General features: G+C 73.4%; 9 protein-coding genes and 1 tRNA gene. 4 read left to right on the top strand and 6 right to left on the bottom strand.

Annotated elements, in window-relative coordinates; genetic code table 11:
* Positions 1–74 precede the first annotated feature (74 nt).
* From ACH4E7_RS03440 to ACH4E7_RS03430, 3 genes are read right to left on the bottom strand one after another with little or no spacing between them, the layout of a single operon-like run.
* Positions 75–1,733, bottom strand: a complete 1,659-nt coding sequence (locus ACH4E7_RS03440) for a PP2C family protein-serine/threonine phosphatase (protein WP_396247316.1) — start codon at positions 1,731–1,733, stop codon at positions 75–77.
* Positions 1,734–1,786: 53 nt separating this feature from the next.
* Positions 1,787–2,326 carry an FHA domain-containing protein gene (locus tag ACH4E7_RS03435; protein WP_396247315.1) on the bottom strand — a complete coding sequence of 180 codons (540 nt, stop codon included), beginning with the start codon at positions 2,324–2,326 and terminating at the stop codon, positions 1,787–1,789.
* Between the two features lie 46 nt (positions 2,327–2,372).
* Positions 2,373–3,224, bottom strand: a complete 852-nt coding sequence (locus ACH4E7_RS03430) for an FhaA domain-containing protein (RefSeq protein WP_396247314.1) — start codon at positions 3,222–3,224, stop codon at positions 2,373–2,375.
* A 434-nt stretch (positions 3,225–3,658) separates the two neighbouring features.
* On the opposite strand from ACH4E7_RS03430, the gene ACH4E7_RS03425 reads away from it, so the two are divergent.
* Positions 3,659–3,742, top strand: a tRNA-Leu gene (locus tag ACH4E7_RS03425).
* Positions 3,743–3,833: 91 nt separating this feature from the next.
* Here ACH4E7_RS03425 and ACH4E7_RS03420 read toward each other — a convergent pair.
* Both ACH4E7_RS03420 and ACH4E7_RS03415 read right to left on the bottom strand, forming a co-directional pair.
* Complete coding sequence (locus ACH4E7_RS03420) at positions 3,834–4,982, bottom strand: sensor histidine kinase (RefSeq protein WP_396247313.1); 1,149 nt, start codon at positions 4,980–4,982, stop codon at positions 3,834–3,836.
* Positions 4,979–5,629 carry a response regulator gene (locus ACH4E7_RS03415; RefSeq protein ID WP_396247568.1) on the bottom strand — a complete coding sequence of 217 codons (651 nt, stop codon included), beginning with the start codon at positions 5,627–5,629 and terminating at the stop codon, positions 4,979–4,981. The genes ACH4E7_RS03420 and ACH4E7_RS03415 overlap by 4 nt, the downstream gene beginning before the upstream one ends.
* A 340-nt stretch (positions 5,630–5,969) precedes the next feature.
* On the opposite strand from ACH4E7_RS03415, the gene ACH4E7_RS03410 reads away from it, so the two are divergent.
* Together ACH4E7_RS03410 and ACH4E7_RS03405 are read left to right on the top strand one after the other, a co-directional pair.
* Complete coding sequence (locus tag ACH4E7_RS03410) at positions 5,970–7,796, top strand: phosphatidylglycerol lysyltransferase domain-containing protein (protein ID WP_396247312.1); 1,827 nt, start codon at positions 5,970–5,972, stop codon at positions 7,794–7,796.
* A 259-nt stretch (positions 7,797–8,055) separates the two neighbouring features.
* A complete protein-coding gene (locus ACH4E7_RS03405) occupies positions 8,056–8,769 on the top strand; it encodes a hypothetical protein (RefSeq protein WP_396247311.1) in 714 nt (237 codons plus the stop codon).
* A 70-nt stretch (positions 8,770–8,839) separates the two neighbouring features.
* Here the strand turns inward: ACH4E7_RS03405 and ACH4E7_RS03400 are convergent, their stop codons facing one another.
* Positions 8,840–11,626: a SpoIIE family protein phosphatase gene (locus ACH4E7_RS03400; protein WP_396247310.1), complete on the bottom strand. Its 2,787-nt coding sequence runs from the start codon at positions 11,624–11,626 to the stop codon at positions 8,840–8,842.
* Positions 11,627–11,875: 249 nt separating this feature from the next.
* Between ACH4E7_RS03400 and ACH4E7_RS03395 the strand changes: the two genes are divergently transcribed.
* A complete protein-coding gene (locus ACH4E7_RS03395; RefSeq protein ID WP_396247309.1) occupies positions 11,876–13,090 on the top strand; it encodes a rhodanese-like domain-containing protein in 1,215 nt (404 codons plus the stop codon).
* Positions 13,091–13,142 lie beyond the last annotated feature (52 nt).

Here is a 13,142-nt window from a genome sequence, read left to right as displayed (position 1 = left end):
AGCTGCTCACGTGGTGACCGCTCCCTGACGGCCGGCAAGCCCGCTCCGGGCGGACCTATGTCGGATCACGGACGTCACGGCTTCGGGCAGGATTCGGCCCGACTGCGATCGTCGTCGGTCAGCTGGGGCTGCTGGGGCTGCTCGCTCGGGGCAGCGGCCGTCGGCGGGGTGGCGTTCTGCGCCGGGGCGGAGGCGCTCGGGGCCGTCGGGGTCGGCGTGGCCGTCGGAGAGCCCGCGGCCGGGCTGCGGGGCTTGGTCTCCTTCTCGCCCGGGGTGGGTTGGGTGGCGGCCACGAACGAGGCCTTGCTGGCCTGGGTCGGCTGGGCGCCCTGCTGGGCCCCTCCGGCCGGGGCGCCGGTGGAGGCACCGGCGACCTTCTGACACAGCTGGGCCCACTCCTTGAGCCCCTGCACCGTCGTCTCGGCCTCCTTGCGGCTGCCGACGGAGATGGTCTTGTTCACGTGGGTGCGCTGGTCCTGCGGCAGCCACTTCAGCGGGATGTCGTTGTACGAGGTGTCCACCGAGGACAGGCTCAGACCGGCCAGGTTCTGGTTGATGCCCTGGTAGACCGCGACGTGGTCGCCGTCCTCGCCGACGTAGTACTGGTCCTGGGTCCACTGGTAGCCGAAGTACCCGGCGCCGCCGAGCAGGCCGAGCGTGACCAGGACGGCCAGCGAGACGGTCAGGCCCCGGCGCTTGCGCTTGGGGGGCTGCTCCTCGTCGAAGTCCTCGGTGCCGTACACCGAGGGCTCGGCGGAGGGGTAGCCGTAGCCGGCCTCGCCCTCGTAGCCCTCGGCGGGGCCGAAGCCGCCCTGGGCGGCGCCGTAGCCGCCCTCGTAGCCCTCGGCCGGGCCGAAGGCGCCCTGCGGGCCGCGGCCCAGGCCGGCGGCGCGGCCGGCCGGGGTGTCCGCGATCGAGCGGTCGGCGGCGGCCGAGGACGGCGGGGTGTCGGCGACCGCGCCGACCACCACCGGGACGTCGTTGAACTGGCCGCTCATGGTGTCCGTGGCGCCGACGTCGATGACGTCCGCCACGATGCAGGTGATGTTGTCCGGACCGCCGCCGCGCAGCGCGAGCTGGATCAGCTCCTGCACGGTCTGCTCGGGCGAGTAGAAGCTGCCGAGGGTGTCCTGGAGGGTCTGGTGGCTGACCGGGCCGGAGAGGCCGTCGGAGCAGATCAGGTAGCGGTCGCCGGCCCGGACCTCGCGGATCGACAGGTCGGGCTCGACCTGGCCGCGGCCGTCCAGTGCCCGCATCAGCAGCGAGCGCTGCGGGTGGGTCTCGGCCTCCTCGGGCGTGATCCGGCCCTCGTCGACCAGGCGCTGCACCCAGGTGTGGTCCTGGGTGATCTGCACGAGTGCGCCGTCACGCAGCAGGTAGGCACGGGAGTCGCCGACGTGCACCAGGCCCATCCGCTGGCCGGTCCAGAGCATGGCGGTCAGGGTGCAGCCCATGCCCTCCAGCTGCGGGTCCTCCTCGACCATCTGCCGGAGCCGGTCGTTGGCGCCCTGGACGGCGTCGCCCAGCAGGGTCAGCAGGTCGGCGCCCGGCACGTCCTCGTCCAGGCGGACGATCGAGCCGAGCACCTCGGAGGACGCGACCTCGCCGGCCGCGGCGCCGCCCATGCCGTCGGCCACGGCCAGCAGCCGCGGCCCGGCGTAGCCGGAGTCCTCGTTCCCCTCCCGGATCAGTCCCTTGTGGGAGCCGGCGGCGAAGCGCAGCACCAGGGTCATGCGACCTGTGCCCCCCTCTGGGTCTTGGACGGGATGCTTGCCCTCATGCGCTACTACTTCCGCAGTTCGATGACGGTCCTGCCGATACGGATCGGCATGCCCGGCTGGAGCGGGGTGGGCGCGGTCAGGCGCTGCCGGTCCAGATAGGTGCCGTTGGTGGAGCCTAGATCCTCGACCGTCCACTGCCCAGTCTGATCCGGGTAGATCCTGGCATGCCGGGAGGACGCGTAGTCGTCGTCCAGCACGATGGTGGAGTCGTGCGCGCGGCCCAGCGTGATGGTCTGGCCCTGCAGCGCGACGGTGGTTCCGGCCAGCGAGCCCTGCACCACGACGAGCTGGGTGGGGCCGCCGCGACGGCGGCCGCCGCCCTGGGTCTGGCCCGCGGCGGACCCGCCGGCGGCGGGCGCCGGACGTGCGGTGGCCGCGGCGGCCGGGGCACCGCCCGACGTGGCGTTGGCGCCGCGGCGGGAGGTGCGGGGGTTCACCTTGGTACCGAACAGGTCGCTGCGGATCACCTGGACCGCGACGATGACGAACAGCCACAGCACGGCGAGGAAACCCAGCCGCATGACCGTCAGGGTCAGTTCTGACATGGCCGTCCCGCCAGTCGGTGAGCGAGGCGCGCGAACAACTCGGACACTACCCTTCGACCTGCCGGTAGACGATGGTGGTGGAGCCCACGACGATTCGGGAGCCGTCGCGGAGCGTAGCGCGCTGGGTGTGCTGCCCGTCCACCACGATGCCGTTGGTGGACCCCAGGTCGAGCACCATCGAAGGGGTACCGGGGCGGATCTCGGCGTGCTTGCGGGAGACCCCCGGGTCGTCGATCCGCACGTCCGCCTCGGTCGAGCGGCCGAGCACACAGGCCGAGCCGGTGATCTGGTGGCGGGCGCCGTTCACCTCGACCCAGCGGCGGACCGAGGCGCCGTGACCGGCGCCCGGGAAGGCGCGGACGTTGCCGCCGGCGGGCGGGGCGGCGGGCATCGCGGGGGGCGCGGCCGGCGGCGGGGGCGCGGTGTACTGTCCGGCGCCGCCCTGCTGCCACGGCGCGCCGGGGGCCGGGGCAGCCGGCTGGCGGTCGTAGCCGGGCTGCGGCGGGGCGTACTGCTGGGGTTCCTCGGCGGCCAGGGTGCGGCTGCGCACCCGGTACAGGCCGGTGTCCAGGTCGTCGGCCTTCTCCAGGTTCACCTGGAGCGGGCCCATGAAGGTGTACCGCTGGGCCTCGGCGTACTCGCGGACCATGCCGGCCAGTTCGGTGCCGAGCTGGCCGGAGTAGGGGCTGAGCCGCTCGAAGTCGTGGGGGCTGAGCTCGACGATGAAGTCGTTCGGCACGACGGTGCGGTCGCGGTTCCAGATGCTCGCGTTGTTGTCGCACTCGCGCTGCAGAGCGCCGGCGATCTCCACGGGTTGGACCTCGGACTTGAACACCTTGGCGAAGGTGCCGTTGACGAGACCCTCCAGCCGCTGCTCGAACTTCTTCAGCATTCCCATGGGGCACCCCCTTCCAGGGTTCGTTCGCCTGCCTGCCGACCGGGTCTCTCCGGGGAGTGGTCCTCCGGGGAGTCGGTCGTGCCTACTTGCGGTACTTCCGTACTGATCGTATCCACGCCGGGCCCTTCCGTACGGTTCCCGGACCGCGTGGTGCCCCGGGGTGGGCTCGGACACACAGGGTGACGCATTTCGGGTACGGCACGCCAGGTGTGCCGGTCGGAGCGGTCTCCCACTCCTCGGTCACCCGTTCGTCGCGCACCCGTTCGGATGCGGTCGGTCTCCCCCGGATACGGATTCGGAGCTGCCCTCCAGGTCGTGCTACTGTTTTCCACGTCGGAAGGGCCGCCCGGAAGGGAAGCCGGACCGAGGAAGCGCGAAGACCACATGGTACCGAGCGGTTCTGAGGGAAGGTCGGCAAAGAAGACAACACCCATGCGCGGGTGGCGGAATAGGCAGACGCGCTGGATTCAGGTTCCAGTGCCCGAAAGGGCGTGGGGGTTCAACTCCCCCCTCGCGCACAGCGAAGCCCCGCAGATCTTCGGATCTGCGGGGCTTTTTTGTCGTCCCGGAGCCCGCTCGGGCCCGTCGCGCCGACTCGGGCGGCCGGGGTCAGGAGCGGGTGGCGGGCAGCTCGGCGCGGACCTCGAAGCCGCCGTCCTGGGTGGGGCCGGCGGTGAGGGTGCCGCCCAGCAGCTGGGCGCGCTCGCGCAGTCCGACCAGCCCGTGGCCGCCGCCCGGCAGGGTCTCGGCCGGGTGGACCGGCGGCGCCTCGTTGCGGACCTCGACCCGCAGTCGGCGGCCCTTCGCCCGGACCCTCACGTGCACCACCGCGTCCGGGGCGTACTTGGTGATGTTGGTGAGCGCCTCCTGGACGGTGCGGTAGGCGGCCCGCTCGACCGCCTCCGGCCATGGGCGGTCGCCGGGGTTGAGCTCGGTGTCGGCGGTCAGACCGCTCTCCTCGATCAGCCGGGGAAGGTCGGCCAGCCGGGGCTGTGGGGCGAGCGGGGCGGCCGGGAGCGGGCCGCTGCTGCCGCGCAGCACCCCGACCATCTGGCGCAGCTCGTCCAGGGTCCGTACGGACAGTTCGCGGATGGTGCGGGCGACGGTCGCGGCGGCCGGGTCGCCGGTGCTCACCTGGAGCGCGCCGGCCTGGATGCTGATCAGGCTGACCTGGTGCGAGACCACGTCGTGCATCTCCCGGGCCAGTCGGCCGCGCTCGCTCATCAGCACCCGCTCGGCGAGCAGCCGGCTCTCCCGCTCCTGGCCGCGGGTCAGCTCGTCCAGCCGGGCGGCCAGCTCCCGCCGGGTGCGGGAGAGCAGGCCGGTGGCGGCCGGCCCGCCCGCCAGCATCACGGCCTGGATGGCGTCCAGGGCGGTGGCCCGGCTCAGGTCGAAGACGTTGTCGGGCAGCGGCCAGTGGAAGAAGGAGACCAGGACGAACAGGGTCCCGCAGGGGATCAGGACCCTGCGGCTGGGGCGTTCGGCGGCCACCGTGTAGACGGCGGTGATCGGGGCCAGCCAGATCTCCTCGACCCAGCTGCCGGGCATGGTGAGCAGGAACACCGTCACCGGGAAGCGGCGGCGCCAGAACAGCGCGACGGCGGCCAGCGTGGAGAGCGACAACTGCCACCAGGTGGCGTCCCGGGCCACCAGCGCGGCGTCCATCAGGGAGTACAGGACGGGCAGCAGCAGCATCAGCCAGGGCGCGGTGCACCAGGCCGGCAGCCGGCGGGACGGCAGCGGGTCGGCGGCCGTCATGCCCCGTCGCCGGGCTTGGGCCGCACCAGGCCGGCCCGGTGGGCGAGCACGGCGGCCTGCACCCGGTTGGCGGCGCCGAGCTTGCCGAGGATGGCGCTGATGTGGTCCTTGACCGTCCCAGTGCCCAGGAACAGCCGGTCGGCGATCTCGGCGTTGGACAGGCCCTCACCGAGCAGGGCGAGCACGTCGAGCTCCCGGCCGGTGAGGGTGCGGGCCAGCGCGGTGGCCTCGGCGTCCGGGCCGCCGCCGTCCACGTAGCCGCCGATCACGGTGCGGGTGACGGTCGGGGAGAGGATGTTGCCGCCGGCCGCGAGCACCCGGACGGCGTGCACCAGCTGCTCGGGGGCGGTGTCCTTGAGCAGGAAGCCGACCGCGCCGGCCCGCAGCGCGGTGCCGATGTACTCGTCGGTGTCGAAGGTGGTGAGCATCGCCACGGCGGGCGGGTCGGGCAGGGCCCGCAGGCGACGCAGCACGGAGATGCCGTCGAGGTCCGGCATCCGGATGTCGAGCAGCACCACGTGCGGGCGCAGGCGCTGGACGTGGTCCTCGGCCTGCCCGCCGGAGCAGTCGCCGACCACCTCCAGGTCTGGGGCGGAGCCGACGATCAGGCCCAGGCCGGAGCGGACCAGGATCTCGTCGTCGACGATCAGCACGCGGGTGGTGGTGATGGTGCCTCCTCGGTTCGGGCGGCCGGGTTCGGGCGGTCCGCGGGGATCGCTCTTGAGAGTAGGGGTAGTGACGGCAGGACGCCGAACGCATGGGGGGTGCCGACCCCCGCCGTTCGGCGGGGGTGGGAATCGGCTACCCGGTTCACGTAATTCTCAGGAACGGTGGGCAACCATGGAGTTGGCTGCCCTTTCCGGCCAGCCGCTCCCTGCGGGCGGCCGGTGGGCGGGGGTGGCCGGTCAGTCCGTCGGGCCCGTGCGGGCGCCCGGCGCCGGGCCGTGTGCGGATGCGCCCCACTATCTGATCGTTTGGAATTGAGCTGTGTCGTCCACTGTGAAGCCGGAGCCGTCCGCCACGTCAACCGGGCCCCAGCCCGCCGGGCTGCTCGACCGCTGGCGGCCGAGGGCCGCCGTGGCCTCCGTCTGGTACCTCCGGCTGCTGGCCCTGCTGAACGTGGCCACCGTGCTGCTGGTGCCTTGGGGCAACCAGGTCTCCGAGCACAACGAGGGTGAATACTTCACCCCGTACCTGATGACCTCGGGCCTGGCAACCGCGGTGCTGTCGGTCTTCCTCGCGATCGCGATGCGGCGCCGCAAGCGGGCCGCGTGGATCTTCAACGCGGCGCTCGGCAGTGTGTTCGCGCTGCTGTACCTGGCGGTCATGGTGCTGCCCGGCGAGCGGTTCAGCAAGCACCCGCTCAACTACATCTCCACCATCCTGACCTGCCTGTTCGTGCTGGCGCTGCTGATCGGGCGCAAGGAGTTCACGTCCAAGGGCGACCGCTCCAACCCGAAGACCGCGGCGGCCACCTTCGTCGGCGGTCTGGTGTTCGGCGGCCTGGTCGGCGGGCTGCTGGTCTGGGCGACCAACGAGCTCAACGGCGCCGGCTTCTGGGACCTCTTCCGCTACTCGGTCGGTCGGATGATCACCATCACCCCGTCCGAGCACCTGCGCTCGGTGATCGCCGCGCCGACCTGGGTGAACGCCGCGATCAACGCGATGGGCGCGGTGCTGTTCCTGCTGGTGCTGTACGTGGCCTTCCGCAGCCCGCGCGGCACGGAGCTGCTCAACCCCGAGGACGAGGCGAAGCTGCGCGGCCTGCTGGACAAGCAGGGCGAGCGGGACTCGCTGGGCTACTTCGCGCTGCGCCGGGACAAGGCGGTGATCTTCTCCCCCAGCGGCAAGGCGGCGGTGACCTACCGGGTGGTCGGCGGGGTCTCGCTCGCCTCGGGCGACCCGATCGGCGATCCGGAGGCCTGGCCGGGCGCGATTGAAGCCTGGCTGTCCGAGGCCCGTGAGCACGCCTGGGCGCCGGCCGTGATGGGAGCCTCCGAGGAGGCCGGTGTGATCTACGCCCGGCACGGGCTGGACGCCCTGGAGCTGGGCGACGAGGCGATCGTCGAGCTGGACGAGTTCTCGCTGGACGGCCGCGCGATGCGGGTGGTCCGGCAGGCGTACAACCGGGTCAAGCGGGCCGGGTACACGGTGCGGATCCGCCGCCACGAGGACATCTCCGAGGCGGAGATGGCGCGGCTGGTGGCCAAGGCCGACGAGTGGCGCGACGGCGCGACCGAGCGCGGCTTCTCGATGGCGCTCGGCCGGCTCGGCGACCCGGCCGACGGCCGCTGCGTGATGCTGGAGTGCCACGACGGGGACGGCGAGCTCGCGGCGCTGCTGAGCTTCGTCCCGTGGGGCCCGGACGGGCTCTCGCTGGACCTGATGCGCCGGGCCCGGGACACCGAGAACGGCCTGATGGAGTTCATGGTGATCGAGCTGCTGCAGCGCGCCGACGAGGTGGGGCTGAAGCGGGTCTCGCTGAACTTCGCGATGTTCCGCTCGGTCTTCGAGCGCGGTTCGCGGCTCGGCGCCGGACCGGTGCTGCGGCTGTGGCGCGCCGTCCTCGGGTTCTTCTCGCGCTGGTGGCAGATCGAGTCGCTGTACCGTGCGAACGCCAAGTACCGGCCGATCTGGGAGCCGCGCTACCTGCTGTTCGAGAAGAGCAGCGAGATCCCGCGGATCGGCATCGCGAGCGCGCGGGCCGAAGGGTTCATCGTCGCGCCGAGCCTGCCCGCCCTGTTCCGGCGCCGGCACACCGGGACGGCCGTGGCGGCCCCCCGGGTTCCGGTGGCGGCACGGGACGGGAAGTAGCCCTCCGCCGGGGGGCGCAGGGGGGCCTTCGGTCGAATGGGGGATCCGGTGGGGGGATTCTTCTCCCCCCTGAGGATGACCTCAATCCCCATCCATGCCGATGTGGATTTGTTAACTGGCTTCTAATGTTGGGGTAGCTGAGTAGTTCGGGGATTCGGGAGAAACGGTTGTGATTCACAGGACCCACGCGGGGGGCGTGCGAAAGGGGCCGCTGGCGCTAGCCAGAGCGGCCGCTGTCGCCGAGTGGGGAACGTTGTACGTGACGGTCCGGGACGCGATGGCGCGGAAGAAGTTCGCCACGTTCCCGCTGGCCACGGTGGCGACGTCTCTGATCCTGCTGTTCAGTATCGTCCAGCACCTGCCGGGCGGCGAGCGTTTCGTCAACCACATCGGAGTGGTGCGGGCCTCGCTCCCGATGGAGGTCTCGCTGCTGCGGACCCCGCTGTCGTTGTACGTGCCGGCCCTGGACCTGCCGGTCTGGGGGGCGCTGGCCCAGGTGTTCGTGGTCTTCGCGATCGCCGAGGTCGTGCTCGGCCGGCGGATGACCCTGGTGGTCGCCTACGCCTGCACCCTGACGGGCACGCTGTTCGCCCGGATCGGGGTGGCGATCGGGCCGGGCCACTTGTTCGGCTTCCCGAAGTGGGTCGCCTACGTGCGGGACACCGGGCCGTCGGCCGCGGTGGTGGCGCTGGCGATCTGCATCGCGTTCCGCTGCCGGGCCTGGTTCACCGCCGCCCTGGTGGTGGCCCTGATGGTCGGCGAGGCGGTCGTGCTGCCGAACCTGGCCGGTCTGGAGCACGTGGTCGCGGTGCTCACCGCGCTGCTGATCGCCGTCTCGGTCGAGGTCTTCGGGGACCTCTGGCCGCGGGTGCTGGCCGGGGTCGGCGCCGCCACCTCGGTGGCCGCGGTCGCCTCTCGGGAGGTCGCGGTGGAGGCCGGGCGGCGCCGTTCGGCGGGGGCCGTCATCCCCTGAGAGACGCTTCATCCGCGGTGTCGGCCGCGTACGCCGGCCCACTGGTTCACAGTGTGCCCGTACGCGGCCGTCACGCGTGGGGGAGGGGGAGCTCGAACCAGACGACCTTCCCCACGGCCTTGCGGGCGGTGCCCCAGCGTTCGGCGAGTTTGGTGACCAGGGTGAGGCCGCGGCCGGTCTCGCCGAGCTGCTCGGCCGGCTCCAGCGAGGGCAGGTTGTGGTTGTCGTCGCTGACCTCGACCAGCAGTTTGTCCACCCGGATCAGCTGGAGCTGGACGGTGTCCCGGGCGACCCGGACGGCGTTCGTGACCAGCTCGCTGACCAACAGCTCGGTGGTGTCGCTGAGCGCCTCCAGGTGCCAGGCGGCCAGCTGCTCGCGGACCAGCGAGCGGGCCCGGCGGACCTCGCGGTGCTCCACGGTGAGGTCCCAGGTGGCCACCTCGGACGGGGCGACCCCGTCGAAACGGGCCACCAGCAGGGCGACGTCGTCCTTGCGGTCGTCCGAGTGCAGTCGCCGCAGCACCTCGTCACAGGCCTGCTCGGGGCTCTGCTGCGGGTCGATCAGGTTGCCGCACAGCGCCGCCAGACCGGCTCCTATGTCCCCGCCCCGTACCTCGACCAGGCCGTCGGTGCACAGCACCAGCATCGAGCCGTCCGAGACGTCGATGGTCTTGGCGACGAACGGCACCCCGCCGACGCCGATCGGCGCGCCGGCCGGGATCTCCAGCAGCTCGCCGGTGCCGTCCGGGTGCACCAGGACGGGCGGGACGTGCCCGGCGCTGGCCAGCTCGCAGGTCCGGTTGATCGGGTCGTAGACCGCGTACAGGCAGGTCGCCAGGTGGTCGTCGCCGAGCTTGTGGGCCAGGTTGTCCAGGTGGCGCAGCAGCTGGCCGGGCGGCAGGTCCAGTGCGGCGAGGGTCTGCATCGCGGTGCGGAAGCGGCCCATCGCGGCGGCGGAGTGGATGCCGTGGCCCATCACGTCGCCGACCACCAGGGCGACCCGGCTGCCGGGCAGCTGGATCGCGTCGAACCAGTCGCCGCCGACCTCGGCCTTGGGGTCGCCGGGCAGGTAGCGGTGGGCGATCTGCACGCCGGGGATCTGCGGCGGGCGGGTCGGGATCATCGAGCGCTGCAGGGTGGTGGCGACCCTGGCCTCGGCGCGGTGCAGCCGGGCGTTGTCCAGCGACAGCGCGGCCCGTACCGCCAGCTCCTTGAGGGTGGCGGCGTCGCTCTCGTCGAAGGGGGCGCGGTCGGGCAGCCGGAGCAGCTTGAGGATGCCCAGCACGGTGCCCCGGGCGGACAGCGGCACCACCAGCATCGAGCGGCCGGAGACCACCGGGACCAGCCGGGCGCCGCCGAGGGCGATCGCGTAGTCGACCGCGACGTCCGCGCTGACCACCGGGACCAGCACCGGCTGGTTCAGCTGCAGGGCCATCCCGGGTGGGGTGCGGCGGGGCATGCTGACCAGCGAGCCCTCGGAGAGCACGTGGTCCCAGGCGCCGCCGGTCTCGTTGAACACCAGGGCGACCCGGCGCAGCATGGTGTCGTCGTCCGGACGGGCGACCGGCAACTCGGAGTCCGAGATCAGCCCGTCCACCAGGTCCACGCAGGCGAAGTCGGCGACCCGGGGGACCAGCACCTGGCACAGCTCGCGGGCCGTGAAGCCGAGGTCCAGGGTGGTGCCGACCTTGCCGCCGACCTCGTTCAGCAGCGCCAGCTGCTCGCCGGCCTGCCCGTTGGTGAGGAACGGGCCGAGCCGTCCGCTGGGGGTGCCCTCGCCGCAGGCGGGGGCCGGGACGGCGCCGGACGGGGCCTGGTCGGCGCGGCGGGACGGGAGGCCGTCGGCGGACGACGCGACGGCGGTGGCCTGCTGCTCGATGGTGGCTCCTCCTCCGGTGGGTGGGGGGACCTCCCGGCCGGAGGCCGGGGGAGGGACGGACGGGCTGCCCGCCGCGCCCAGCCCGCCGCCGACCGCGGCGGGCTGGGCGGCGGGTCGGTCGGCCGCCTCGCACTGGGCGGGCAGCGGGCCGGTCGAACGGCGGCCGGACAAGGACTGCTCGGGCTGCGGCGGCGGGCCGACCCGGGCGGCGCGCTGCTGCGGTGTCGGGTAGCGGCGGCCGAGGCCGACGGCCGCGTGCGCGGCGCCGCTCTGCGGGTCGGAGGGCAGCACCGGCAGCACGGTGGCCGCGTCCAGCCGCAGGGCGGGCAGCCCGCCGCGTGCCACCGCCTCCAGCGCGGGGGCCCGGTGGGCGGCGGGCAGCAGTCGGGCCAGCGGCTCGGGCAGCGCGGCGGCGGCCGGGGTGAGCGTGGCGGTCAGCCCGTGGAAGCCGCCCCGGGCGGCGGGGGCGGCGGCGAACGGCAGCAGCCGCTCGCCCAGCGCGAGCCGGGGCCCGGTGGTGCGCAGCGGGCGGGCGTCGGCGGCCAGGGCGAGCAGTCCGCCGGACGGGCCGGGCAGCGGATAGGCCCACCAGAGCACGTCGCGCTGGTGCTCCTCGCGGTCGGTCACGGTCAGCCGGCCGGCCCAGGGGCGGCCGTCGGCGGTCAGCTCGGCCAGGGTGTCGAGGGCGTCGCAGCGTCGGCGTACGGCGCAGCGGCCGAGCACCCGGGACTCCAGGGCGGGCAGCAGGCCGGAGGCGGGGCGGTCGGTGGCGGCCTCGGCGCGGTGCCCGAACAGTTCCTCGGCGGCCCGGCTCCACTGGGTGATCCGTCCGGTCCGGTCGACCTGGACGAGGGCGAGCCGGAGCAGGGCGGCCACCCCGCTCGGATGGTCGCCCGGCGTGGTCTCGGCGCCCGCCGGGCGCGGTGTGGAGTTGGACTCGGCCACCATGGATTGGGTCTGCTCCCGCCTGGTCGCCACGCCTGGAGGCGGCCGTCTCTCCGGAGGAAGGCACGCTGTGCGGATACCAGCGAAGCACGGACCGGGCCGGGCACGACACCGAAACGGGGAGATTCACCAGGATCGGTTGCGTGTCACGTGCCGCGCGCCGGTTCGTACCCCCGCTTCACCCGGACGGGGCTTGCCCGCGCGACGGTAGGGTGGCAGGCCGGGGCCGCCCCCGCGGCGGTTCCGCAGGACCCTGCCGGCCGGACGAGACAGAGGCGAGAAGTGAGCGCGGAGAGCCCCGTTCGGTGGACGGACCCGGAGCAGCAGGAGCTGGAGGAGCGGGTCGCCGCGGCCGAACTCGCCTGGCTCAGCATGGACGTGGACGTGCAGACGCTGCGGGTCGAGATCGACAACTTCGCGCTGATCCACCATCAGCTGCTCGGCCCGCTCTACGCCAGGCTGGACGAGCTGGACGCGCTGGTCGCCGAGGCCGTCGCGGCCCGCACCGGACGGCCCGAGGACGTGCGCCGGGCCGCCGAGGCGCGGCAGCAGGTCGAGGAGCTGCCGGACCTGGACGCCCTGTTCGACTCGGTGCGGGAGAAGGCCGGGGAGGAGCACTCCGAGGCCGCCCCGCCGCCCGCCGCGCCGGCCCGGGTGAAGCCCGGCAAGGAGGCCCAGCGGATCTACCGCGAGCTGGTCCGCCGCGCCCACCCCGACCTGAGCACCGACCCGGCCGAGCAGCAGCGCCGGGCGGCCTTCCTGGTGAGGGTCAACGAGGCCTACGCGTACGGGGACGCCGCCGCGCTGGAGGGCCTGGCCGCCGAGTGGTCCACCGCGCCGGAGGCCGCGCCCGCCCTCGACTCCCCCGACCGGCTGGGCTGGCTGCGCCGCCGCCTGGACTGGCTGACCGCCAAGATCGCCGAGACCGCCACCGAGCAGGTCCGGCTGGAGCAGACCCCGATGGGACAGCTGCTCGCCCTCGCCCCGCAGGACCCGGACGGGCTGCTGGAGCAGCTCGCCGAGGAACTGCTCGCCAAGGCCGCCGTGCAGCAGGCCGAACTGGAGCGGTTGCTCGGTGCCCCCGGAACGGTGCCGGTGGGCGAGAATGAGACGGACCCGACCTTCCCCCGGGCTTCGGCCGGGCGGTACCCCCACCAGGAGAGCCACACGATGTTCGCGCAGATCCCCACCACCGACGCCGCCTCCGTCCCGGCCGACGCCGCCCTGCTGGACGTGCGCGAGCAGGACGAGTGGGACGCCGGCCACGTGGAGGGCGCGCTGCACATCCCGATCGGCGAGGTGATCGCCCGGATCGGCGAGCTGCCCGACGCGAAGCTGTACGTGCTCTGCCGGGTCGGCGGCCGATCCGCGCAGGTCGTCCAGTACCTGGTCCAGCAGGGCCTGGACGCGGTGAACGTGGACGGCGGGATGTACGCCTGGGACGGTGCGGGCCGTCCGATGGTCAGCAGCGGCGGCCAGGCGGCCTTCGTCCTGTAGGCCCCGTCCGTCGGCGGGGGAGGATGGGCGCGCGCCGCGCCGGCACGGGCCG

It is taken from the genome of Kitasatospora sp. NPDC018058 (assembly GCF_044327205.1).
Classification (GTDB): Bacteria; Actinomycetota; Actinomycetes; order Streptomycetales; family Streptomycetaceae; genus Kitasatospora.
This window is presented reverse-complemented; position numbering and strand designations above follow the sequence as displayed.

Excerpts from the sequence above, each read along its gene's own strand:
- ACH4E7_RS03440 (WP_396247316.1), bottom strand. The coding sequence starts at position 1,733 with ATGACCCTGGTGCTGCGCTTCGCCGCCGGCTCCCACAAGGGACTGATC.
- ACH4E7_RS03435 (WP_396247315.1), bottom strand. The coding sequence starts at position 2,326 with ATGTCAGAACTGACCCTGACGGTCATGCGGCTGGGTTTCCTCGCCGTG.
- ACH4E7_RS03430 (WP_396247314.1), bottom strand. The coding sequence starts at position 3,224 with ATGGGAATGCTGAAGAAGTTCGAGCAGCGGCTGGAGGGTCTCGTCAAC.
- ACH4E7_RS03420 (WP_396247313.1), bottom strand. The coding sequence starts at position 4,982 with ATGACGGCCGCCGACCCGCTGCCGTCCCGCCGGCTGCCGGCCTGGTGC.